Below are 24,477 nucleotides of genomic sequence, written 5' to 3' on the forward strand. Positions count from 1 at the left end.
GTCAGATTTCAATCTGACCTACTTTTTGATTCAGGGAATTACCGCAAAGCCCACGCCATCATACCCAACGTAACAAAACTAAGGCACGTTCCCCACTCGCTCCACATCCGCCCCTGGCTTCTATTTTTGCTACGCCACTGGCAATAATATCCCAACGCAAAACCAAGCTGTGCACTTATCGGGCCGACAAAGCCAGTCCACGGTTGGGACCAAAATGGCGAAAAATTCAGTGGGAGCCAGACGACTGTCAGAAAGAAACTGCGCATATTCTCCAGCAAAGCAATTTGCGCTGGCGCGACATAAAAAATGATATTCCACAGCAGCAACCAGAAATAAACTGGTGCGAATACCAGCCAACAATGGAGTCTGCTTTTCAATTCAGATTGAGTTCTGCGAGCAAATTGCCAACCGACGCAGCACATTACACAGAAGAAAAGCGCATATTCGACCGATAACCAAAGTTGTAATTCCAGAAATGAAATACGCCTGATCATGAGCGGGATAGAGAACAGTATCTCCCCCAGAAAACTCAGCGTTATAACAGAAGCAGCCAGCGCAACTACCGTCGGCCATATCAACAACGGTACAATAATAAAGCCGAGAATTAGCGGGGGAATATAAAGTCTGATTTTATTCATCTTTATTGTCCTGAGGATTCGGATGATGCGTCATACATCGCGCATAAACACTCATCAACCATCCAGTCATCTTCCCAGACCTGATATCGTGTGCCCTGTTCAGGCTGTTTAAGCGGGTTTTCAATCGCTTGCCGCGCGCGTTCTTTCAGGATGGATTGCTTGTTGTCAGCCCAGGTATTGATTTGGGCGGTAATAGCTTTATCGTCATCATCCTGCTCAAAGCTACTATTTGTTCCTGCTGACTCAGGCAATATTCACAACAAACCACACATTGCTTCGGCACCGGATAACGGTGAAAGGTGTGATATATCTGCTCAATTAATGCCTGCATGGCGGGGCTGGGTTGCATAATTATCCCCTCGCCCGCTGGTCGTGTGTAAACGGCTGATAGATAAAACGAACATTTGCTGCGTTCAGGCGAATAATAGTAGTATCCATATTATTTCTCCTGCTTTAAGGTTGCGTTTTATACAGCGGCACATATCCCACATCCTCTACCAATTGCTGCCCCTGCGGGCTTAAAAACCAGTCGACGAATTTCTGCGTCTCCGGCGTGGAGTTTTCACGCGTCACCATATAAGCATCAATTATGTACGGATAAGTGCCGTTACGGATATTTTCCTCTGTAGGCGCAACACCGTTTATAGCCAGCAGTTTGATCTGTTTGCGCATTTTGAGCATATTGTCATTCATACGTGTGACGTAATAGTGGAAGGTGTATCCAATGGAAGATGGTGTGTTTTGATAGTCGGCGACTTCGGTAATTAAACCGCCCATAAGATCAATAACAGTGGATTTTTTGGCTGGCAGCATTGGAGTGTCTTGCATAACCAGTCCCTTCATAACCGTTTGGCTTCCTGAATCTTCTGGCCGCTGCCAGACTTTTATGCAGTCGTCACCACCGCCTACTTTATTCCAGCGACTCACTTTACCGCTAAAAATGTCTTTGACCTGCTGTTCGCTAAGCGAATTAACCGGGTTTTTGATATCAACGATAAAGACAAAGGCTTCGCGGGCAAACGCGGTATATTTCAGCTTAACTCCCGCTTCTTCTGCACGTTTTTTCTGTCCTTCAGAAGGTTGCGCGACAAAAATAACTGTCGCAGTACCTTTAATCAGACTATCGTAGGCTTCCGCTGTTCGGGTTTGCTGTAAACCATACGCCTGCCAGGCCAGCGAAGTTTGATCCGCATCTTTCGGCTCCGGTACTAATTCATAATATGCAGAAGCATACAGCGGGTATAAAGCTGTTGCACCGTACACTCTCGGCCATCTTGACCAATCATCGCTGTAACGTAATTCAGGTTCTCCCCGCAGAGAAGTCAGTCCCCGACTCTCTTCTTCCCTGACACTGTTATAGTAGGCTTCCCGGTCGGCGCATCCCGCCAGTAATACTGCACCTAACAGTAAAACGCCTGTGAATTTATTCATCGCGCTGATTCCTTTGCATCGAATTTTATTTCATTGTTGGATACATCGGCACATATCCCACATCTTCCACCAGGCTCTGCCCTACCGATGGCTAAAAGCGGGCTAATCCGTTTCTGCACTGACTCACATATCACTGATATTCCACCCGTAAAACAGCCAGGGTGTTATAACGCCCCGCGGCAGGTAGTCGCCCTGTGGTACTGACGGGGAGAGACAGAAAAGTCACGTCTGCCGTCTGAGCGGATGCTGCCCGGTTTTCTATTAACTTAAATGGTACTCCAACATGAGTAGCAAGAGCGTTCAAATCTACGGACTCCTGTTGGCTATCCATAATCATAATGCCAACGTCTGGGTTATCCTCCGCCTGAAGAATACTTTGCCGACCGTTAACATCTCTCGTTGATGAAATATTTCCATCAAAAACCAGCGTCATTACGGCATCAATATCTTTGTTCGTGCAATTGATCGGAATAGTGGTTGCAACTGGAGAAATACCTGTTGGCTTCACTCCAGCGCCAGCCCGACTTAACTCACTAGCCCAGACATCAGGCATATTAACGGTAAAACTGGTGCCCTCATTAATTGTGCAGCCTTGTGGAACCTCAATATTTAAGTTGCCAATATAAGCATTAAATACAGGAACGGGGCCATGTTCAGTTGGGAACTGGCTAACGTACAAAGAAACTAGTAGCACACTATTTATTGAGACATCGGATATTATTTTTTTATCCAGTCTGATTTTTATATATCCCTCTGTTCCTGAGGTCCAATCAGATGGTTTACTTCTGTCTGCTGGATAATTGGTGCTATAGTTATCAAAAGGTACTGTTTTATCTGTCATTGTGCCATTTTTATTATAGAGTTTTATATGTGTCGAGACAGATATTTCATGAGTCAGAGGAATAAATATATCGCTCCCCTGATGATCACCAGATGCTCCCGACGGGTCAATTCCAGACACACCGGAAAAATAAACTTCATAATCATCAAGAGAATTGCAATATGCCTTATAACGTCCTATTTTCCAGTTCTGCGTTGGTAATACCGTTCCAGGAGAGTTATTATTAACATCAGAGACAGTAATAGTACCAAAATTATAAGAAAATACTGCTGGCGTACTGTTATTACCAGGAGAACCAGGATAACAAAAAGCGCGATCACGTCCCATATCTTCAGCATACACAATGTTATAGAAATTACTGATTAAAAGAATAGAAAATATAAAAATTGCTTTTACATTTCCCCAAAAACAAGTAAACATCATGCCTCTCCAGTTATCCATGTATCGCTGCTGTACCCATAGCATTATTTTGCAAAACATTTAATTTCACACTCCATACAGGTAAAGCATTATTGTAAAGATCCAACGTCTGCCAATTAATCTCGCAATATCCTTGCCCCTGACACCAATTCTGTTGACGATGGCTAAATGGTGCGACCATGCCACCATTTATGTTTTTACCATCAATAGATAAATTATAGAGTGTCACATACCAGGGTGTAGGATTAAAAACAGTGACAGCCTCATTGCTTCGCGACCAGCGTAACTGCTGATAAGCGTTAAGTGGATTACCTGATAACGCCTCCGGGCGATAAAATATTTTCATCCGGTTGCGTACAGCTACCTGGAGTTGATTTTCGTGCTTAAGCTGTGAGTCTTGTTCCTGAGCAGGTAACGCAGCAACATTCAGTATAAATAAACTCTCACGATCTGTAGGTAACTGACCACCTACGCGATTAATTCTTATTTTGGTATTTTTATCTTGTTTAAGAACCAATAATGGTGGCGTAGCAATAAATGCCTTATCTGGAAGTAAAGGCTGAGATTCTACTGTCCCATTTAACTGACGTCCATCATCAGGTGTCACGGAAATTTTAACCAGCATATCTTTACTGGCAGTATTTTTAAGCTCGACCGAAATTGATGACTGCTTTTCTGGGTAAACAAAACGGGTACCGCCAACGACAACCCCTGCTTGCGCATTTACGCAACATATTAAAAAGCATATCAGCACATTAATCATAAGTGACGATAAAGGAAACTGATGCATTCGCATCTCCTGGTTGTACATCATTTTTTATCGCTTTATAAGCAGCAAAGAAATGCAATGTATTATCTACCAATGGCGTAAGGGCATAACTGGTACTTTTTATACCATTACTAATACTTTGTTTGTTGTTATCATAAATAGCCAGTGCTAACCCCTCAACAGATCCCTCTTCCAGTTTATACAGAGTGGTATCTTCACTCACTGATGCTCCATCAAATTTGATATTGGCATTACTGACATCACTGCCACATCGGGTTAATTTTATAGAGAAGTCAATTTTTTCAGTGATATCCCCTGAATTTTTAACCCTATAACTGGGAACATCAGGCATGTTAACCGTGAAATTTTTAGACTCATCGGCAACAATACAAGTCTTTGCCGTTATTATTCCTTCTATACGTACAATACCTGCATGCGTTGTATCATCAGCAATGGATGGTATTGATATCACGGAGAATAACAGAGCAATTAAATTCCAATAGCGCGTCATATTATCCTCACTGATAGTCTATATCAAAGTACAACAGTGCATTCGCCTGCCCCGCATGTACGTTTTGCTGAGTTGACTTATAGCGGAGTTTAAAGGCCAAACTGGCATCGCCATTATTATCTAAAACTAATTCCCGGAAGCCTGACTCACCATTAATTGCTATAATTTTATCATTGCTATCTAAAATTTCGACGCCCACTCCAGTTGCACTATCTGCACTGGAAGTAAGGCGTAATAAGGTGGTATTGATAGCATCTGTATCCCCGCTAAACCGCACATTAGCACTAACTCCTGAACTATAAACAGTGCTGGTTGTCGTTGGACACCCTTCCAGATTTATTGTAAATGTACGGCTACCAGAAACATCTCCCACATTTAAAAAATCATTGACGTCATAAGTTCCCATGTTTACTGGCTGGTCTTTACTTCCAGCTGTAATATCACACGTTTTTGCTAATAACTGGCCTGTAAATGTGACCACTACGGTATCGTTAGCCAGTGCATTATATGAAACCACCATCATGGATAATGAAGTGAAAATTAATAAAATAAATTTCTGTAATATATTCATCAGCGGCACTCCAGATTTGCATAGCTAATAGCATTATCTAGCTCACTTTCCGGTAATTGATAGCTTGCCTGACATTGCTGATAAGAACTTTCTCCCCACTGTATATTTATTATGCCTTGCAAAGGCAAACCGGAGAGATAAACCTGCCCACTGTCACCCACTATTCCTGTAATCTGAGTGGTTCCCTCAGTGGGTACACTGGCCGTCGCACCAAATGGAACTGGTTTATTACGATAGCTCAAATTAAATAAAGCACGAATACCGACATGGGCATTAAACTCAGCGCGAACTAAAGCGCCTTTACTGGGTATCACTTCCATGCTAGTGGCATCTAATTCTGTATGCATGTTCATAGACATAGGGTCTAAAGAGATATTATTACGCCGATATTCCGTGGCATAAGGTACGACAGCATAGCCACGCCAGTCTGTCTTAACCCCCGTTCCGCGTTCCACATTTACATTGTTTGCCCCAGGTGCTTTTATCAGTATATTTGTTTCACCTAACGGCTGGCTTAGCGTGATACCATTTTCGTGAACAACCAAGGCGCCACTTAAACCATAGTTGAATTGCTGGTTACCATTATTATCGTAGCTGTATCCGGAATTTAGTGAACCATAAGTACCGCGGTAATTTAAACCTACCGAGCCATTTCCGGTATTATTCTGATTGGCAAAATTTTGTTGAATATTATAGTTGAGATTATGTTGTTCCAGCAGTGAGCCAGATACTCCAGCATACTGATTCACATGACCGCTATTATCCTGACTGTAACCATAGGTCGCTGTCATAGAATTTGTCGCAGTGCGCCCATCGACTGCTGGTGATAACCAATTGCTGATCGGCAATGATATATTGACGGATAAGATTCTGTCCGCATCTGAACCTGGTGATTTGCTGTAATTATAAGCAATGTTTAAATAAACCCCATGCACACTCGTATTATAGCCAGCCTGGTATAAGGTATCTTTATTATTCGTATTCCAGTAAGTTTGTTGACTCGCTGCCAAATACATAGAGCCATATTCGCCCAATGGTTGTGATATATTTGCCTGAAATTTTCCTTTTTTGTTATAACGTAAATTATAAAAATCATTCCAGTTATAAACATAGTCTTTTTCATTAAGGGTATCTGGATCGATAACCGTACCCGACATTTGTTTGTATGTGGTATCACTCAACGAATAAAATCCCTCCGTCGAGTAGCGATAACCAATAATCTGAAAAGCTGTACCTGTTTGCACTAACGATTTTGAATATAGAAAACGGTACGATTGCCCTTGATGTTTACTGCCATCAGCAAGTGTGCTATTGGCTTGCGTCAAATCAAATGAGGTCGCACCAAACATACCAAGGTTGAACCCAAGCCCGAGTGCTATTGCCCGATAATTATCAGAGTATTGTATCCCTCCATAGGCGGTAATATCCCAGGGTAACCCCCAAATCAAATCGCCTTGAAAGATATTCGGATTATTTTGATTATAGCTATTACTACGATATTTACCGGCAGTTGCGGAATATTTAATATGTCCTTCGCGTTGAAGGATGGGTACAGCGGCGTAAGGAATAGTATAGACAGTTTCGGAATTATCAGACTCTTTGATCGTAACTTCCAAATCCCCTGCGGAAGACGTAGGGTTCAGATCGTTGATTTCAAAAGGTCCGGGAGGAGTATATGTCTGATAAATAACATAGCCATTTTGTTTAATCGTTACCTGAGCATTACTTTTAGCAATACCGCGCACAGTGGGGGCAAAACCACTTTGGCTATCTGGTAGCATGTTTTCATCGGATTCAAGTTTAGCACCACGAATACTCACGCTGTCGAAAATATCCGATGAAGACCAGGTATCACCTAGTGTTAACTCACTTTTAAAAGGAATAATTACTCGTTGTAACGTACTACTCACATGTGCAATTTTACCCGATGAATTAGCTGAACGACTCCATGTAGAATAATCACGAAAACGCCACGCCCCTAAATTTAAACCTGAACGAAGATTTAAATAATAACTATCAGACGCATAGTCTCCACGATCGCTGTTACCAGAAAAGTCATAATTAATAAGAACTGCCGGGATACCATTATCCCATTCCTCAGGTGGGATATAACCACGTGCTTCATGCTTTAATATTGCCTGCGGGAAGGTCAGTTTGAGTCGTTGCGCATCCAGTTCAGGAGTATATTGAACTTCAGCAAACCATATACGTAAATCGAGACAATGATTTCCCTCTGCTTGCGCCTGCTCCGGCAATGCACTTTTGTTAATTCCTAAAGTAACTAACTCATCGAGCGAAAAACAGGGAATCAACTGATTCTGCTCATCAGCTTTGAAAGTAACCTTACGTGATGTCAAAGGCGAATCATTGACCCATATTTCAACCTCATAGCTACCTGGCAGATACGTCATCCCTTTCTCAAAACGAGATAAATCAGCAACAGCTTCTGTATCACCCGACAAAAAGGCAGGATTAAAGCGCATACCCGCCACTGAACACGTAGGCAAAAGTGTCAGGAGAAGCGGTATACACAGCCTCATCTGCTTTTTCCTTGCCATCCAGTGTTCGAGTTTTCTGAGCTTTAGGTTCATATCCCTGACCTGAGTTGCTTTAACGTTTTAATCTTCCAGGTTTATTGCATCGTTCCCTTTTGCCTGGCCGTTGTGGCACCGTAATCATTGATAGTTTGATAAGTAATTTCGCCCGCTAACGTCACCGGAGAAGAAACTGTGATGTCACTTTTCGGGGGAACAAACGCATTGGGTAATTTTGCCCCTTGCATCCTGATTCCTGTCACCGTCAGGTAATAGGGAGAAGGATTAATGATTCTCAGCTGTTTACCTTCGTATTTAAATCGCAGCATATCCCGTGCTTTACCAGCCTGAATGGGTAAATTAGTCGGACGGTAAAATAATTTAATTCTGTTTTGTAACGCCAGTTGTAACGTGTTTTTCTGAGTATTCTTCTCATCCGTCGGCGGAATCGCTTTCACATTCATCCAGAATAATGTCTCTCGATCAGTCGGTAACTGCGATTTGCCAATAAACATTATCCTCAATGATGCCTCTTTTCGGGTTGGCAACATAAATAAAGGAGGCGTAACCACAAAATCCTGACTTTTTTTACTGCTTTGATTGTCATCAATCCATGACTGGATTAAATAGCTGGTGTTAGCCCCACCATTCTGTACACTTAACGTAATCTGCTGACTGTCAGATGGATAAACCAGACGCGTAGAACCAAGACCGAAACCACCCGCAGCCATAGCGTTGACAGATATGGCGGACAGCAAAAATAGAGCCGCTGCCCTTATGGCATATTGAGTCTTCAGCAAAGAATTTATATTTCTATTGGCTAAACATTTATTTTTTGAAATCCATCTCATACTGCATCCTTGTAGATGAAATTAATTGTAATTGCTGATACGTGTCTATTTATTATAAATAAACACGTAATATTAATTTCAGGCTACAATTAACTGTAACCTGAAATTATCTTGCTGTAATTATTCGTACAGCACAACGAAACTTGCCGTAGCTTTCACCAGACCTGGTGCAACGGTACTACCGTTCTGCGCATAGCCCGCAGTAAATGCCGCAGTATAATCATGTTTGGCTGCATCGCCAGGAATCACGTAAGCTGCCGAAGAACTACTCCCCTGAGGAGTTTGTGTATTCAGTTTAATCAGACCATCAGCTGTAGTGTTTTTAGAATAAATACGAATCCCTACACCTGTTGCACCTGCTTCGCCAGTACTATCAGCATCAGCGGCCCCTTCAACTTCATTGGCAAGCGTCTGGTTGGCACTGTCTGCTACGCCAGTAAAACGAAATTCAATGTTTTGACTGTCTGTATTGCTGCAGTCGGTCAGTTTAATGTTGAAGTCAGTCTGGTTACTGGCACCCGTTGCTTCGGTATCAATGCCCGTGAAAGCGTTAGAAGGTACGACTGGCAGTACCACTTCAATCTGTTTCGATTCTGTAGCAACCTTACACGTCGCTTTAACCACACGACCAGTAAAGCGGATGTTTCCGCCCATCGCATCGGTGTTGCTATCCATATCGGTGAGTTTTGGATAATCAACGGTGCTCCAGTCTGTATCCGCACCACCAAATTGTGATGCATCGCCTGGCGCAGCAGTTACCGCAGTTGACATCAGCATACCTGATGCGAGTAAAACTACGGATAAATTAGATAGATTGAATTTCATTTATACCTTTCCTTTTGTTAAAAAATCCAAGCAATATTGGCGATTATTTTTACATTCAGCTTTAACAAATCACATTATTTAAATGAATAAAGCTGGTGTGGTTAATCCCAGAAAAATTAAGAGATAGAATGGCTGGAAAATATTATATGAGCTGCTTGGTAATGTAACTAAAAGAATCAATGCTCGCAATAATTGACTTTATATAAAAATACAGTCATTTGAAAACAAAGGAGTTTATTTTAGAAAGAAGAACTGAGGAGTGAGTAAATATATAAACACGACAAATGATTTATTATTTATTTATAATGTTCGTTATATGGAACATTCCCTGATGAGGTACCTTATTAATAAATAACAAATATTAATTATATATTGATAGCATATGTAAATTTTCATGATATTTTGTTTATCTGATATAAAAATGCCGTGTGCCCATTAACGGTAGCTTTAAGGGAACACACGGCAGTTATCACTTTACGAACTTACAATCTCACTGGATCAATATGCCAGATATGATCGGCGTACTCTTTTATCGTACGGTCTGAAGAGAAGTAGCCCATATTGGCGATGTTCAGCATCGCTTTTGCAGTCCACTCTTCCTGACGCTCGTAGAGTTCGTCGACTTTATCCTGACAATCGACATAGCTGCGATAATCCGCCAGCACCTGATAGTGGTCGCCAAAGTTGATCAGCGAATCAACCAGATCGCGGTAACGGCCTGGGTCTTCAGGGCTGAACACGCCGCTGCCGATTTGCGTCAGCACCTGATGCAGCTCTTCATCTTTCTCGTAGTATTCACGCGGTTTGTAACCCTGACGACGCAGTTCTTCCACCTCTTCCGCAGTGTTACCAAAGATAAAGATATTGTCATCACCGACATGATCCAGCATCTCGACGTTCGCGCCGTCCAGCGTACCGATAGTCAGCGCGCCGTTAAGAGCAAACTTCATGTTACTGGTGCCGGAGGCTTCCGTCCCCGCCAGTGAAATCTGTTCAGACAGATCGGCCGCCGGAATGATCAACTGCGCCAGACTAACGCTGTAGTTCGGAATAAACACCACTTTCAGCTTGTCGCCAATCTGCGGATCGTTGTTGATCACTTTAGCAACATCGTTGATCAAATGGATAATGTGCTTCGCCATGTAATAAGCCGAAGCGGCCTTGCCGCCAAAAATATTCACGCGCGGCACCCAATTAGCATCCGGATCGGCCTTGATACGGTTATAACGAGTGATAACGTGCAACACATTCATCAATTGACGTTTGTATTCGTGAATACGTTTGATCTGCACATCAAACAGCGCCTTCGGATTCACCACCACATTCAACTGCTGGGCGATGTACTCGGCCAGACGTTTTTTGTTATCCAGCTTCGCCTGATGCACCGCATGGTTGACCATCGGGAAATCACAGTGCTGTTGCAGCTCGCTCAGCTGGCTAAGGTCGGTGCGCCAGTTACGGCCCAGGTGTTCGTCCAGCACGGCTGAAAGCGATGGGTTTGCTACCGCCAGCCAGCGACGCGGCGTCACACCGTTGGTAACGTTGGTGAAACGACCCGGGAAGATTTTCGCAAAATCAGCAAACAGTGACTGCACCATCAGGTTAGAGTGCAACTCCGAAACACCGTTGACTTTATGACTCACGACAACCGCCAGCCAGGCCATCCGCACACGACGCCCGTTGGATTCATCAATGATTGACGCCCGTCCCAGCAGGTCAGTGTCGTTCGGATACTGCTCTTGCAAGGTTTTCAGGAAATAGTCGTTGATTTCAAAGATTATCTGCAAGTGACGCGGCAGAATTTTACCCAGCATATCTACCGGCCAGGTTTCCAGCGCCTCGCTCATCAGCGTGTGGTTGGTGTAAGAGAAGACCTCGCAACACACTTCAAAAGCGTCATCCCAGCTGAATTTATGCTCGTCAATCAGCAGACGCATCAATTCAGGAATCGACAGCACCGGATGGGTGTCATTGAGATGAATCGCGATTTTATCTGCCAGATTATCGTAGGTTTTATGCAGCTGATAATGGCGGCTTAAAATGTCCTGAATGGTCGAGGAAACCAGGAAGTATTCCTGACGCAGACGCAGTTCACGCCCGGAATAAGTGGAGTCGTCCGGGTACAGTACGCGAGATACGTTCTCGGAGTGGTTTTTGTCTTCCACCGCCGCGAAGTAGTCACCCTGATTGAATTTACCCAGGTTAATTTCGCTACTGGCTTGTGCGCTCCATAAACGCAGGGTATTAGTTGCGTCAGTGTCATAGCCGGGGATTATCTGGTCATAAGCAACGGCCAGAATTTCTTCAGTTTCAATCCAGCGAGTTTTCTTGCCTTCTTGCTGAATACGTCCGCCAAAACGCACTTTGTAGCGCGTATTGTGTCGTTTAAATTCCCACGGGTTGCCGTATTCCAGCCAGTAGTCCGGTGACTCTTTCTGGCTGCCGTTAACGATGTTCTGCTTGAACATGCCGTAGTCGTAACGAATACCGTAGCCGCGACCTGGTAACCCTAAAGTCGCCAGAGAATCCAGGAAGCAGGCCGCCAGACGCCCCAGACCGCCGTTACCGAGGCCAGGGTCATTTTCCTCATCAATCAACTCTTCGAGATTTAACCCCATCGACTCCAGCGCCCCCTGGACATCGTCATAAATACCTAACGACAGCATGGCGTTGGAGAGAGTACGACCGATCAAAAACTCCATCGACAGATAGTAAACCTGACGAGTTTCTTGCGACAGCTGGGCACGATTCGAGCGTAACCAGCGCTCCACGAGACGATCGCGCACAGCAAATAACGTTGCGTTCAGCCATTCATGTTTATTGGCAACGACAGGATCCTTGCCAATCGTAAACATCAGCTTATAAGCGATAGAGTGCTTAAGAGCTTCTACGCTAAGCGTGGGCGATGAATATGTAAACGGAGCATTCATATAGGCGTTTCCTGAAAACTATTTCAAGCGATAGTAAAGCTCACGGTACGACTTCGCCGCGACCTGCCAGCTAAAATCCATTGCCATAGCCTGACGTTGCACAAACCGCCACAATGAAGGGCGGGACCACAGAACAAAAGCGCGTCGAATAGCCCGTAACAACGACCAAGCATTACTATCTTCAAAGACAAACCCACTGGCGACGCCATCTGCAAGGTTCTCAAGAGAACAGTCAGAAACCGTATCAGCAAGCCCACCGGTACGCCGCACTAACGGCAGCGTGCCGTACTTCAATCCATAAAGTTGCGTTAAGCCGCACGGTTCAAAACGACTGGGCACCAGAATGACGTCCGCGCCGCCCATAATGCGATGCGAAAATGCTTCGTGATAACCAATCTGTACACCAACCTGACCGGGGTGTTCCGCTGCTGCAGCAAGGAAACCTTCCTGCAATACCGGATCGCCCGCGCCGAGCAGCGCCAGTTGTCCGCCCTGTTCCAGAAGGCCCGGTAAGGCCTCTAACACCAGATCCAGGCCTTTCTGGCTGGTCAGACGGCTCACCACTGCAAAAAGCGGCACTTTATCGTCAACCTTAAGCCCCATTGCGATTTGCAACTGGCGCTTATTCTCCGCTTTATCCTCCAATGAATCGCGGGTGTAACGCGAGGCTAAAAGTAAGTCCGTCTCTGGACTCCAGATTTTCTCGTCCACGCCGTTCAGTACGCCGGAAAGTCGCCCTTCACGATGACGCTGCTGAAGTAAACCTTCCATACCGTAGGCAAACTGTGGTTCAGTAATCTCGCGAGCGTAGGTCGGACTAACCGCTGTAATATGGTCAGCGTAATACAGTCCGGCTTTCAGGAAAGAGATTTGCCCGTTGAACTCCAGCCCGTGAACATTAAAGAATGACCATGGCAATTGGATGTCATTCATGTGATGTGCATAAAACATGCCTTGATAGGCCAGATTGTGCACAGTAAACACCGACTTCGCCGGACGCCCGCGTGCCGCCAGATACGCAGGCGCAAGGCCGGCATGCCAGTCGTGCGCGTGCACCACATCAGGGCGCCAGAATGGGTCCAGCCCACTGGCCATTTCTGCCCCGACCCACCCCAACAGCGCAAAACGCAACACGTTGTCAGTGTAGGCAAATAAGTTGGTATCGTGATACGGGCTTCCGGGACGATTGTAGAGATGCGGCGCGTCAATCAGGTAAATACCAACCCCGTTGTAATGTCCGAACAGCAGCGTGATATGCCCGGCAAAGGTATCACGACGAGATACCACCTGCGCATCGGTCACGCCACGGCGAATATCGGGAAATGCAGGCAACAGTACGCGAGCGTCAACGCCGTCTGCGATTTGTGCTGCGGGTAATGCCCCAATAACATCAGCCAGACCGCCGGTTTTAAGCAGCGGGAACATCTCTGAACATACATGTAAAACCTGCATTATCGCTCCTGTTTATACCCTAACTTCCGTAGCATTTCGCGCGTAACCAGCACGATGCCTTCTTCTGAACGATAGAAACGACGTGCATCTTCCTCTGCATCCTCACCAATCACCATGCCTTCCGGAATGACACACGCGCGGTCAATGACACAGCGGCGCAGACGGCACGAGCGACCTACCCATACTTCCGGTAACAATACGGCGGAATCAATGTTGCAGAATGAATTAACACGAACGCGCGAGAACAGAACGGACTGCACCACCACTGAACCAGAGATTACACAACCGCCGGAAACCAGTGAGTTAAGGGTCATCCCATGGCTACCAGAGCGATCCTGAACGAATTTCGCTGGTGGCAATGATTCATTGTAGGTGCGAATTGGCCAGTTGCGATCGTACATATCCAGTTCCGGCACCACAGAGGCCAGATCAAGGTTCGCTTTCCAGTAAGCTTCCAGCGTTCCCACATCGCGCCAGTACGGCTCGGCGTCTGGGTCAGACTGTACGCAAGAGAGAGGGAATGGATGCGCATAAGCCAGGCCTTCTTCGGTGATTTTTGGAATCAAATCTTTACCAAAGTCGTGGCTGGAATTTTCATCACGATCGTCTTCTTCCAGCAATTCATATAGATAGTCGGCGTCAAAGACGTAGATACCCATACTCGCCAGAGATTTGCTCGGATCGTTTGGCATTGATGGCGGGTTAGCAGGTTTTTCAACAAATTCGATAATTTTATCGTTTTCATCGACTGCCATAACGCCAAATGCAGAGGCTTCTTCAATCGGTACTGGCATACAAGCAACAGTACAACGCGCACCTTTTTCGACGTGGTCGATAAGCATTCGCGAGTAGTCTTGCTTGTAGATGTGGTCACCAGCCAGGATCACCACATACTCCGCTTTATAGCGGCGGATAATATCGAGGTTTTGAGTTACCGCGTCTGCGGTACCGCGATACCAGTTTTCCCCTTTCATTCTCTGCTGCGCGGGCAGCAGGTCGACAAACTCGTTCATTTCTTCATTGAAGAACGACCAGCCGCGCTGAATATGCTGCACCAGGGTGTGAGACTGGTACTGGGTGATCACGCCCATACGACGGATCCCAGAGTTGATGCAGTTGGACAGCGCAAAGTCGATAATGCGGAACTTACCGCCGAAGTGTACGGCAGGCTTTGCTCTCTTATTGGTTAAATCCTTCAGGCGGGTACCACGTCCTCCCGCCAGTATCAGGGCAACAGATTTCAATGGCAGCTGGCGCGCCAACATTAAGTGATCGTTCTTCTCTAAACTAACCATGACTAACTCCTTTTTTATCATCTCTGGAACACACACAATCCGTGTGCAGGTCCCGGCCAGACAGCCGTAATCACTGGGTTATCCTCTCCAGCGAATGGGGGAATGGCGTGCCACTCCCCAGCAGGTAAAACAATCTCTGTTACCTCAAGCGTGGCGTTTATTGCGATCAAAAAACGATCCGAAAGCAAAATTTGCAGCTGCTTTGGCCCGTTTTGCCACTCATCCGAGCTTAAAGGTTGAGCATATCGATTCAGCCAACGGACATTGCCATCGCCTTCTTCCCACCAGCGATCCTCTACCAAAGCAGGAATGCGCTTGCGCAAATGGATTAACGCGGCGGTAAACCCCGTTAACCCACTGTTTGCCTGCGACCAGTCCAACCACGTTAGTTGGTTATCCTGACAGTAGGCATTGTTATTGCCATGCTGGCTGTGACCATGTTCATCACCTGCCAGTAACATCGGCGTACCCTGGGAGAGCAACAACGTCGTTAACAGGGCGTGAATGCTGTCGCGCCGCCGTTCAATCAAATCAAGAGTACCGCCTAACCCTTCTTTACCATGATTGTTACTGTAATTGTTGTTGGTCCCGTCGCGATTTTCCTCTCCATTTGCTTCATTGTGTTTATGGTTGAAACAAACGCAGTCGCGAAGCGTAAAACCGTCATGCGCAGTAACGAGATTAATCGCAGCACTCGGCAGACGGCCATTACGTTTAAAAACATCGCTGGAGGCGGCAAAACGCCCGGCAAACTCACCCAGCGACAAGTTATAGTGCAGCCAGAAACGGCGTGCGGCGTCGCGGAAATGATCATTCCACTCGGCAAACAGCGGTGGGAAATTGCCCACCTGATAACCACCTGGCGCGATATCCCACGGTTCGGCAATCAACTTCACTTGCGAAAGCACTGGGCAATTCTGGATAGCCGTAAACAGCGGCGCATCCTGACGAAACTCCGGTGTTCGCCCCATGACTGCTGCGAGATCGAAGCGGAAACCATCAACGTGGCAGGTTTCCACCCAGTAGCGTAGACAGGCGCTGGCGTACTCCACTACCGCCGGATGGCTCAGATTGAGCGTATTACCACAGCCGGTCCAGTTGTGATAATCGCCGTCTTCTCTTATCCAATAATAGCTACGGTTGTCGATCCCGCGCAGTGAGAATACCGGGCCGTCCAGGTCCAGTTCCGCACTGTGGTTGAGTACGATGTCGAGAATAACTTCAATACCCGCCTTGTGCAGGGCTTTCACTGCGTCGCGGAATTCGTCCAACGCCGTTTCGGGCGAGCTGGCATATGCCGGATGCAGCGCAAACAGCGCCACCGGATTGTAGCCCCAGTAGTTACTTAGCCCCATACGTTGCAGGCGCGGTTCACTGGCAAACTGCGCCACTGGCAACAGTTCCAGTGCGGTAATACCCAACCGTTTTAAATAGTTGATCATCACCGGATGGCCGAGCGCTTTATAGGTGCCGCGGATCTCAACCGGGATCTCCGGATGCAGATAGGTTAATCCTTTGACATGGGCTTCATAAATGATGGTGCTGCCCCACGGCGTGCGCGGCGGGGCATCATCCTCCCAGTCATAGTGATCGACCACCACCACGCATTTCGGCGCAATGGCGGCGTTGTCACGATAATCAGGTTCATTATGGCCTGCATGCAGCAGCGGGTTATCTTTAAACTCACCCTCAATTTGCCGCGCGCAAGGATCAATCAACAACTTCGCCGGGTTAAAGCGATGCCCCACGGCAGGTTGCCAGGGGCCATGTACGCGATACCCATAGTGCAAACCCGGGCGAGCATCCGGCAAGTAACCGTGCCAGACATCGCCGCTGCGTCCTGGCAAGTCATACCGGTGTTCTATGCCCTGAGCGTCAAACACACACAGCTCTACCCGCTCGGCATGAGCGGAAAAGAGCGTGAAGTTGACGCCCTGGCCATCATAGTGCGCGCCAAGGGGAGCAGGTTTGCCAATGGCGAGTTGTGTCATTCTCCCTCCCGCACCAGCCAGATAGTGGCCAGCGGTGGTAGAGTAAGGCTCAATGAATGCTGACGACCGTGGCTGGCGATCTCATCGCTATGTACCGCGCCGCCATTGCCAGCATTGCTGCCGTGGTAGTGCATGGAATCGGTGTTGAGAATCTCACGCCACTTACCTGGCTGATTAATGCCAAAGCGATAATCATGGCGCGGCACCGGCGTAAAGTTGCTGGCAACGATAATTTCGTTACCCTCTTTATCGCGACGCACAAAGATCAGCACCGAGCGCTCATGGTCATCCACCACCAGCCATTCAAAGCCGTAGGCGTCGAAATCCAGCTCGTGCAGAGCTTTGTGGTGACGATAAGTATGGTTCAGATCGCGTACCAGTCGCTGGACACCGTGATGCCAGTTGTCGCCACCTTCCAGCAGATGCCAGTCGAGGCTGGCATCGTGGTTCCACTCACGCCCTTGGGCAAATTCGTTACCCATGAACAACAGTTTCTTGCCCGGGAACGCCCACATCCAGGCATAGTAGGCTCGCAGATTGGCAAACTTCTGCCATGCATCGCCTGGCATCCTGTCGAGAATCGATTTTTTGCCGTGCACCACTTCGTCGTGCGACAGCGGCAGGACGAAGTTTTCAGTGTAGTTGTAGAGCATCCCGAAGGTGAGTTTATTGTGGTGGTATTGACGATAAACCGGGTCGAGCTTCATGTAATCCAGAGTGTCGTGCATCCAGCCGAGGTTCCACTTGTACCAGAAGCCCAGACCACCAATATCCTGCGGGCGGGAAACGTTCGGGAAGTCGGTAGACTCCTCCGCCATCGTTACTGCACCAGGAACTTGTTCACCGATAATACGGTTGGTATTGCGAAGGAATTCAATCGCTTCCAGATTCTCGCGTCCACCATACTCGTTCGGGATCCACTCGCCTTCTTTACGGCTGTAATCACGATAAATCATCGAAGCAACCGCATCGACGCGCAGCGCATCGATACCAAAACGCTCGATCCAGTACAGCGCATTACCAACAAGGAAATTGCTGACTTCACGGCGGCCATAGTTGTAAATCAGGGTGTTCCAGTCCTGATGGTAGCCTTCACGCGGATCGCTGTGTTCATACAGATTTGTGCCGTCAAATTCGGCAAGTGCAAAGTCATCTGTCGGGAAGTGACCCGGCACCCAGTCGAGAATCACGTTCAAACCTGCTGCGTGGGCGGCATCAATGAAATAGCGGAAATCATCGCGAGTGCCAAAACGGCGAGTTGGCGCATACAAACCTGTCGGCTGATAGCCCCAACTGCCATCGAATGGATGTTCGTTAATTGGCAGCAGTTCGAGGTGGGTAAAGCCCATCCATTTAGCGTAAGGCACCAACTGATCGGCAAGTTCGCGATAGCTTAACCAGAAGTTGTTGTCGGCATGACGACGCCATGACCCCAGGTGAACTTCATAGATAGAAATTGGCGCATCAAACTGATTCGCTTTTTTGCGCTCTTCGGTCTGCACGACCTTTTCAGGCAGTCCGCAAATAAGGGAAGCGGTTTCCGGGCGCATCTGCGCTTCGAAGGCATAAGGATCAGACTTCAAACGCAGATTGCCATTGGCATCAATCATTTCGTATTTATAGAGCTGACCGTTATGCGCGCCAGGGATAAACAGTTCCCAAATGCCGCTCTCTTTACGCAGGCGCATCGGGTGACGACGACCATCCCAGTAGTTGAATTGCCCAACAACCGAGACACGGCGGGCATTTGGCGCCCAGACAGAAAAACGCGTGCCGGTAACGCCATCCATAGTATCTGCGTGCGCACCTAAGGTTTCATATGGGCGCAGGTGGGTACCTTCAGATAACAACCAGGCGTCCATTTCCTGGATTAAAGGGCCAAAACGGTAAGGATCATCAATCAGATTCTGCTGGCCATGCCAGACAACCGCCAACTGATAGCGGAAAAAATTTTTACGCCGAGGAACGACGCCGCTGAAGAATCCACGAGAGTCGAGACACTCCAGTTTAGCGACTTTGCGTCCAGTTTTTGGTTCAATTACCCACACATCGGTGGCGTCAGGTAAAAGGGCACGGACTTCCAGTCCCGCTGTGGTTTTATGCATTCCAAGTACGGAAAAAGGATCCGCAAAATGACCTGCAATTAGCGCGTTAATCACGTCTCTATCGATACGATCGGACATGCTTGTCTTCCTGTTTTATTGTGTCACCCCATCCAACTAATTTTTGACATCTGGTTGTGACATTTTTTTGACCTGAACGGCGCAGCACTCTGTGCATCCTCTCTACGCCGTCCTCACTTCAGGTAAGGCATTGAATACGTATGTATCCCGCCACCCTTAAAGAATAGCCAATGCTCTACTTAACTCCCGGTAAATCATGAAACATCTGCGCTTACTCCTGTACTACGCACTAAAAGGGGCAGCATTACGCCCCAAATTTAATGAATAAACATTACGCCAGTTGACGAAGCATCCGGCGTAGCGGCTCCGCGGCCCCCCACAGCAGCTGGTCGCCCACGGTAAAGGCTGACAGGAACTCAGGTCCCATATTCAGCTTACGCAAACGGCCTACCGGCGTGGTCAGCGTACCGGTGACGGCAGCTGGGGTTAGCTCACGCATAGTGATTTCGCGATCGTTTGGAACCACTTTTGCCCACGGGTTATGGGCCGCCAACAGTTCTTCCACGGTCGGAATAGACACATCTTTTTTCAATTTGATGGTGAATGCCTGGCTGTGGCAGCGCAACGCCCCGACACGCACACACAAACCATCTACCGGAATAACGGAAGATGTGTTGAGAATCTTGTTGGTTTCTGCCTGCCCTTTCCATTCTTCGCGGCTCTGACCGTTATCAAGCTGTTTGTCGATCCACGGAATCAGGCTACCCGCCAGCGGCACGCCAAAGTTATCCACTGACAACTCGCCGCTGCGGGTTAAAGTCGTGACTTTGCGTTCAATATCGAGAATAGCAGAGGACGGTGTCGCGAGTTCATCCGCTACATGGCCATACAGTTGGCCCATCTGGGTTAACAACTCACGCATATGTCGCGCACCACCGCCGGAAGCCGCCTGGTAGGTTGCAACGGAAACCCAATCTACAAGATCATTGGCGAATAAACCGCCCAACGACATCAACATCAGGCTTACGGTACAGTTACCGCCAACAAAAGTCCTGATGCCTTTATTTAATCCATCAGTAATGACGTCCTGATTGACTGGGTCAAGAATGATGATGGCGTCATCTTTCATGCGCAGAGACGATGCTGCGTCAATCCAGTAACCTTGCCATCCGCTCTCACGGAGCTTTGGATAGATTTCGTTGGTATAATCGCCGCCCTGACAGGTTACGATGATATCGAGAGCCTTCAGCGCCTCCAGATCAAAGGCATCCTGAAGTGTGCCAGAAGCACCGCCGAAGGAAGGCGCAGCCTGACCAGACTGTGAAGTCGAAAAGAAGACAGGGCGAATGGCGTCGAAGTCGCGCTCTTCAACCATGCGTTGCATGAGAACGGAGCCGACCATACCGCGCCAGCCGATAAAACCAACATTTTTCATAAGCGTTTTTTCCTGCAAAGATGTGTGCTGTATATATGTGCCGGTGTCCTCATGGCACATCTTTCACCATACAAAAAGCAGCCAAAGTCGCAAGTGAAATTAATCAATGATAGCGAAGCCATCAGTAATGCGACTTATCCTGCTTTCGTAGCACGCAGAAAGTCCACGGCAATTATCAGGGAACTTGAGTTATGAATGAAATCATTTCTGCAGCAGTTTTATTGATCTTGATTATGGATCCGCTCGGAAATCTACCTATTTTTATGTCCGTACTGAAACATACAGAACCGAAAAGACGTCGGGCAATCATGGTGCGAGAGTTGCTTATTGCTCTCATGGTGATGCTGGTGTTCCTGTTTGCGGGTGAGAAAATTCTGGCATTTCTTAGCCTGCGGGCAGAAACCGTCTCCATTTCTGGCGGCATCATTCTCTTTCTGATCGCCATTAAGATGATTTTCCCCAGTGCTTCAGGCAATAGCAGTGGGCTTCCGGCAGGTGAAGAGCCGTTTATTGTGCCGCTGGCAATCCCATTAGTGGCAGGGCCGACTATCCTCGCCACATTAATGTTGCTGTCTCACCAGTACCCGAATCAGATGGGGCATCTGGTGATTGCGCTGCTGCTGGCCTGGGGCGGCACCTTTGTCATCCTGCTACAGTCATCGCTATTTTTACGTCTGCTGGGCGAGAAAGGAGTGAATGCGCTGGAACGTCTGATGGGATTGATTCTGGTGATAATGGCAACCCAGATGTTCCTCGACGGCATTCGGATGTGGATGAAGGGGTGACGAGAGGCATTACCAGGAAGGAGCCCGGTAGTGTAAGACCTACCGGGTAAACAGACTTAACTCAACAACTGGAACGCAATCATCCCGACGATGGCACCAACAGTGCCGAGGATGGTTTCCATCATGGTCCAGGTTTTCAGCGTTTCGGCTTCGGTCGCACCGGTAAATTTACCGAACAACCAGAAACCAGCGTCGTTAACGTGGCTGACAACAATCGAACCACCAGCGATACAAATCGACAGTGCCGCCATTTGCGCACCGGAGTAATTCAATTGTTCAATGACCGGCATCACCAGCCCCACCGCCGTTAAACAGGCAACGGTGGCAGACCCCTGAATGATGCGCACTGCAGCTGCCAGCACGAAGCAGGTGATGGCAATCGGCAGGCCCATGCCGGTTAACGCTTCGCCCAGCGCCGGACCTACGCCAGAGTCAACCAGCACCTGTTTGAACACGCCGCCCGCACCAATCACCAGCAGAATGATCCCCGCCGGTTGCAGCGCGTGACCGCAAATCTCCATCACTTTGTCTTTTGGCATGCCCTGACGCATTGCCAGGCCATAAATTGCTACCAGACAAGCAACCAGAATCGCGGTAAACGGATGACCGATAAACTCAAACCATTCGTAAGCAGTTGATCCTTCTGGTACAAAACGCGCAGCAATGGTTTTAAGACCTACCAGCACCAGCGGCAGCAGGATCAGCGACAGGCTGAATCCAAAAGACGGCATTTTGCCTTCGCCGAGATGCGGTTCGCTGATATCGTCAGGAATATGCAGCTCAACGTAACGGCTGATGAAATTGCCCCACAGCGGCCCAGCGATGATCATCCCCGGAATTGCCGCACACAGGCCAATCAGGATCATCCAGCCAAAGTCGGCGTTCATCTGCGATGCCAGCAGCATCGGCGCTGGTCCAGGCACCAGAAATGCCGCCGCTGCCGCCACGCCTGCGAATAATGGGATTACCAGTTTCACCAGATTCGTACCGGTGTGGCGCGCCATCGAGAAGGCAACGCTAATCAGCAGAACAATCGCCACTTCAAAGAACAGCGGTAGCGCGCAGACCAGCCCCGCAAGGCCGATGGCATAATGCGCGCGGCTGTGACCGAAGGATTTGAGCATTTTGACGGCAATCTGATCGACTGCGCCGGTTTCATGTAATATCTTGCCAAACATGGCTCCCAGGGCGACAACCACCGCCAGGAAGCCGAGGGTGCCTCCCATCCCTTTTTCCATCGTCGCTGCGATTTTATCGAGCGGCATACCGGAAAAAAGGCCAGCCCCCATAGACACCACCATCAAAGCCAGGAAAGCGTGCATACGCGCCTTCATGACTAAAAACAGCAGCAGTAAAACAGACCCTACTGCTGTTAAAACAAGCGTTAATGTAGTCACTACTTATTTGCCTTTTTTAATAACCTCAATGGTGCTTGCCACAACACCTTCCAGCGGTTGATCGATATCCACCACCAGTACATCGGTTTCGTCCGCACCCGGCTCCTGCAGCGTTTCAAACTGCGTCACCAGCATTTGGGTTTTAAAGAAATGGCCTTTGCGCGCTTTCAGGCGGCTTTCAATCACATCAAAATCGCCTTTCAGGTAGATGAAAGAGAGATTCGGATTACCTTCACGCAGCAGGTCGCGATAGTGTTTTTTCAGTGCAGAGCAGACGATCAGCGACACTTTATTGGTACGCTGCATGGCAAACGCGGCGTCGTTCAGCGCCTGCAACCACGGTTTGCGATCGTCGTCGTTCAGCGGTTCACCAGACGCCATTTTTTCGATATTGCAGCGCGGATGGAGGAAATCGCCATCAAGAAACGCGGCATGAAGTTGATGCGCCACTTCACTGGCGACCGCAGATTTGCCGCTGCCTGAGACGCCCATCAGAACGTAAATGTGGTGATCATGGTTAGTCGTGCTCAAAGTGGTGCCCCCACAGTACAAGAATTAAAAATGTTACGGGTAACTGTTATCGGTAACATTGTCCGGCCGGACAAAATCAGAAGCAATATCCATCCGTGCCTTAAGTGTATAAGTGTGAGCTACTTCAAATTTGTAGGCTTAAATAGATCCACCTGGTGACAAGGTGAAACCTAAATCTAACATTTTCGGCGTCACCGCTTCGCCACGAATACGCGCCAGCAGGCGTTCAGCGCCAATGCTGCCCATCCGCTCACGCGGCGTCAGCACACTTGCCAGCCGTGGCTCCATCACCTGGCCAATGTCATGACCGTGGAAACCGGCAATCGCCATATCGTCAGGAACTTTCAACCCCAGACGCTGACATTCAAACGCCGCGCCGACCGCCAGGTCATCGTTGGTACAGAACACGCCATCCAACTGCGGATATTCCCGCCGCGCCTGACGAATCAGTTCAATACCGGAAGAGTAAGAAGAAGATTGTTCAACCATCACGCTATATGGCACCAGGCCTGCATCCAGCATCGCCTGCTCATATCCCTTCTGTTTGATGATAGTACGTTCGTCGAGACGTGCGCCGAGATAAGCAATGTGTCGATGCCCGCGAGCAATAATGGCAGCAGTCATCTGGCGTGCCGCTTCAAAGTTATTAAAACCGACAGCGATATCGAGGCACGGCGACTGGCTGTCCATCAGCTCCACCACCGGAATACCCGCCACTTCAATCATCTTTAAGGTGCGTGGCGTGTGGGTGCGTTCAGTAAGGATCAGGCCATCGATATTCCAGGAGAGCATCGATTCAAGGCGTTCTTGCTCCATTTCCGGCTTATAACCGTAGTGCGCCAGCATCGTCTGATAACCGTGCGCGTCGGTGACGCTTTCGATTCCGCGTAATACTTCCGCAAAAACCTGGTTGGTGAGAGAAGGTAACAGGACACCAATCGCCCGGCTGGTGGCGTTAGAGAGGATATCGGGCGCGCGATTGGGAATATAACCCAGTTCATCAAGAGCGGCGGCAATCTTGCCACGTAGAGCGACGGAAACCTGCTCAGGGTTACGCAAAAAACGGCTGACCGTCATTTTGGTCACGCCTACACGGTCAGCCACATCCTGAAGTACGGGTCTTTTCTTTTTCATCGTCCTGAAAGGT

Annotated in this window: 19 protein-coding genes and 1 pseudogene; 1 reads left to right on the forward strand and 19 read right to left on the reverse strand. The window is 48.1% G+C overall.

Annotation, left to right across the window (positions count from 1 at the left end; genetic code table 11):
- Positions 1-38: 38 nt before the first annotated feature.
- The 16 genes and pseudogenes from D9734_RS16705 to asd form a co-directional block, all read right to left on the reverse strand.
- Positions 39-638, reverse strand: a complete 600-nt coding sequence (locus tag D9734_RS16705; RefSeq protein ID WP_130209021.1) for a hypothetical protein — start codon at positions 636-638, stop codon at positions 39-41.
- Between the two features lie 2 nt (positions 639-640).
- A pseudogene (locus D9734_RS16710) lies at positions 641-987 on the reverse strand (hypothetical protein).
- Between the two features lie 104 nt (positions 988-1,091).
- Complete coding sequence (locus D9734_RS16715) at positions 1,092-2,069, reverse strand: PstS family phosphate ABC transporter substrate-binding protein (RefSeq protein WP_130209023.1); 978 nt, start codon at positions 2,067-2,069, stop codon at positions 1,092-1,094.
- 130 nt (positions 2,070-2,199) lie between these two features.
- A complete protein-coding gene (locus D9734_RS16720; protein WP_205712821.1) occupies positions 2,200-3,330 on the reverse strand; it encodes a fimbrial protein in 1,131 nt (376 codons plus the stop codon).
- Between the two features lie 13 nt (positions 3,331-3,343).
- Entirely contained in the window at positions 3,344-4,120 is a 777-nt protein-coding gene (locus D9734_RS16725; RefSeq protein WP_130209025.1) for a molecular chaperone, read from the reverse strand.
- Positions 4,086-4,610 carry a fimbrial protein gene (locus tag D9734_RS16730; protein WP_130209027.1) on the reverse strand — a complete coding sequence of 175 codons (525 nt, stop codon included), beginning with the start codon at positions 4,608-4,610 and terminating at the stop codon, positions 4,086-4,088. Before D9734_RS16730 ends, D9734_RS16725 begins: the two co-directional genes overlap by 35 nt.
- Before the next feature lie 7 nt (positions 4,611-4,617).
- Positions 4,618-5,181, reverse strand: a complete 564-nt coding sequence (locus tag D9734_RS16735) for a fimbrial protein (protein ID WP_130209029.1) — start codon at positions 5,179-5,181, stop codon at positions 4,618-4,620.
- A complete protein-coding gene (locus D9734_RS16740) occupies positions 5,181-7,772 on the reverse strand; it encodes a fimbrial biogenesis usher protein (protein ID WP_165383293.1) in 2,592 nt (863 codons plus the stop codon). The genes D9734_RS16735 and D9734_RS16740 overlap by 1 nt, the downstream gene beginning before the upstream one ends.
- A gap of 41 nt (positions 7,773-7,813) precedes the next feature.
- Positions 7,814-8,566: a fimbria/pilus periplasmic chaperone gene (locus tag D9734_RS16745; protein WP_130209031.1), complete on the reverse strand. Its 753-nt coding sequence runs from the start codon at positions 8,564-8,566 to the stop codon at positions 7,814-7,816.
- A gap of 120 nt (positions 8,567-8,686) precedes the next feature.
- Complete coding sequence (locus tag D9734_RS16750) at positions 8,687-9,391, reverse strand: fimbrial protein (protein ID WP_130209033.1); 705 nt, start codon at positions 9,389-9,391, stop codon at positions 8,687-8,689.
- Positions 9,392-9,873: 482 nt separating this feature from the next.
- Positions 9,874-12,321: a glycogen phosphorylase gene (gene glgP, locus D9734_RS16755; RefSeq protein ID WP_130209035.1), complete on the reverse strand. Its 2,448-nt coding sequence runs from the start codon at positions 12,319-12,321 to the stop codon at positions 9,874-9,876.
- An 18-nt stretch (positions 12,322-12,339) separates the two neighbouring features.
- A complete protein-coding gene (gene glgA, locus D9734_RS16760) occupies positions 12,340-13,773 on the reverse strand; it encodes a glycogen synthase GlgA (RefSeq protein WP_130209037.1) in 1,434 nt (477 codons plus the stop codon).
- Entirely contained in the window at positions 13,773-15,068 is a 1,296-nt protein-coding gene (glgC, locus tag D9734_RS16765) for a glucose-1-phosphate adenylyltransferase (RefSeq protein WP_130209039.1), read from the reverse strand. Before glgC ends, glgA begins: the two co-directional genes overlap by 1 nt.
- A 17-nt stretch (positions 15,069-15,085) precedes the next feature.
- Positions 15,086-17,059, reverse strand: coding sequence for a glycogen debranching protein GlgX (gene glgX / locus D9734_RS16770; protein ID WP_130209041.1), 1,974 nt, complete (start codon positions 17,057-17,059; stop codon positions 15,086-15,088).
- Complete coding sequence (gene glgB, locus D9734_RS16775; protein WP_130209043.1) at positions 17,056-19,242, reverse strand: 1,4-alpha-glucan branching enzyme; 2,187 nt, start codon at positions 19,240-19,242, stop codon at positions 17,056-17,058. Before glgB ends, glgX begins: the two co-directional genes overlap by 4 nt.
- 271 nt (positions 19,243-19,513) lie before the next feature.
- The gene (gene asd, locus D9734_RS16780) at positions 19,514-20,617 is read right to left on the reverse strand and encodes an aspartate-semialdehyde dehydrogenase (protein ID WP_064527660.1); all 1,104 of its coding nucleotides are present in this window, start codon (positions 20,615-20,617) and stop codon (positions 19,514-19,516) included.
- 191 nt (positions 20,618-20,808) lie between these two features.
- Here asd and yhgN point away from each other — a divergent pair, with 191 nt between their 5' ends.
- The gene (gene yhgN, locus D9734_RS16785; RefSeq protein ID WP_130209045.1) at positions 20,809-21,402 is read left to right on the forward strand and encodes an NAAT family transporter YhgN; all 594 of its coding nucleotides are present in this window, start codon (positions 20,809-20,811) and stop codon (positions 21,400-21,402) included.
- A gap of 56 nt (positions 21,403-21,458) precedes the next feature.
- Here yhgN and gntU read toward each other — a convergent pair whose 3' ends face one another.
- From gntU to gntR, 3 genes are all read right to left on the reverse strand, one after another.
- On the reverse strand, positions 21,459-22,799 hold the full coding sequence (gntU, locus tag D9734_RS16790) for a gluconate transporter (protein WP_000210111.1): 1,341 nt from the start codon (positions 22,797-22,799) through the stop codon (positions 21,459-21,461).
- Positions 22,800-22,802: 3 nt separating this feature from the next.
- The gene (gene gntK / locus D9734_RS16795) at positions 22,803-23,330 is read right to left on the reverse strand and encodes a gluconokinase (protein WP_000108320.1); all 528 of its coding nucleotides are present in this window, start codon (positions 23,328-23,330) and stop codon (positions 22,803-22,805) included.
- Positions 23,331-23,468: 138 nt separating this feature from the next.
- Positions 23,469-24,464 carry a gluconate operon transcriptional repressor GntR gene (gene gntR, locus D9734_RS16800; RefSeq protein WP_130209047.1) on the reverse strand — a complete coding sequence of 332 codons (996 nt, stop codon included), beginning with the start codon at positions 24,462-24,464 and terminating at the stop codon, positions 23,469-23,471.
- Between the last annotated feature and the right edge of the window lie 13 nt (positions 24,465-24,477).

It is taken from the genome of Escherichia sp. E14S1, from assembly GCF_004211995.1.
Taxonomy (GTDB): domain Bacteria; phylum Pseudomonadota; class Gammaproteobacteria; order Enterobacterales; family Enterobacteriaceae; genus Escherichia.

Coding starts and splice junctions, on each gene's coding strand:
- D9734_RS16705 (WP_130209021.1), bottom strand. CDS start 638: ATGAATAAAATCAGACTTTATATTCCCCCGCTAATTCTCGGCTTTATT.
- D9734_RS16715 (WP_130209023.1), bottom strand. CDS start 2,069: ATGAATAAATTCACAGGCGTTTTACTGTTAGGTGCAGTATTACTGGCG.
- D9734_RS16720 (WP_205712821.1), bottom strand. CDS start 3,330: ATGTTTACTTGTTTTTGGGGAAATGTAAAAGCAATTTTTATATTTTCT.
- D9734_RS16725 (WP_130209025.1), bottom strand. CDS start 4,120: ATGCATCAGTTTCCTTTATCGTCACTTATGATTAATGTGCTGATATGC.
- D9734_RS16730 (WP_130209027.1), bottom strand. CDS start 4,610: ATGACGCGCTATTGGAATTTAATTGCTCTGTTATTCTCCGTGATATCA.
- D9734_RS16735 (WP_130209029.1), bottom strand. CDS start 5,181: ATGAATATATTACAGAAATTTATTTTATTAATTTTCACTTCATTATCC.
- D9734_RS16740 (WP_165383293.1), bottom strand. CDS start 7,772: ATGAACCTAAAGCTCAGAAAACTCGAACACTGGATGGCAAGGAAAAAG.
- D9734_RS16745 (WP_130209031.1), bottom strand. CDS start 8,566: ATGAGATGGATTTCAAAAAATAAATGTTTAGCCAATAGAAATATAAAT.
- D9734_RS16750 (WP_130209033.1), bottom strand. CDS start 9,391: ATGAAATTCAATCTATCTAATTTATCCGTAGTTTTACTCGCATCAGGT.
- glgP (WP_130209035.1), bottom strand. CDS start 12,321: ATGAATGCTCCGTTTACATATTCATCGCCCACGCTTAGCGTAGAAGCT.
- glgA (WP_130209037.1), bottom strand. CDS start 13,773: ATGCAGGTTTTACATGTATGTTCAGAGATGTTCCCGCTGCTTAAAACC.
- glgC (WP_130209039.1), bottom strand. CDS start 15,068: ATGGTTAGTTTAGAGAAGAACGATCACTTAATGTTGGCGCGCCAGCTG.
- glgX (WP_130209041.1), bottom strand. CDS start 17,059: ATGACACAACTCGCCATTGGCAAACCTGCTCCCCTTGGCGCGCACTAT.
- glgB (WP_130209043.1), bottom strand. CDS start 19,242: ATGTCCGATCGTATCGATAGAGACGTGATTAACGCGCTAATTGCAGGT.
- asd (WP_064527660.1), bottom strand. CDS start 20,617: ATGAAAAATGTTGGTTTTATCGGCTGGCGCGGTATGGTCGGCTCCGTT.
- yhgN (WP_130209045.1), top strand. CDS start 20,809: ATGAATGAAATCATTTCTGCAGCAGTTTTATTGATCTTGATTATGGAT.
- gntR (WP_130209047.1), bottom strand. CDS start 24,464: ATGAAAAAGAAAAGACCCGTACTTCAGGATGTGGCTGACCGTGTAGGC.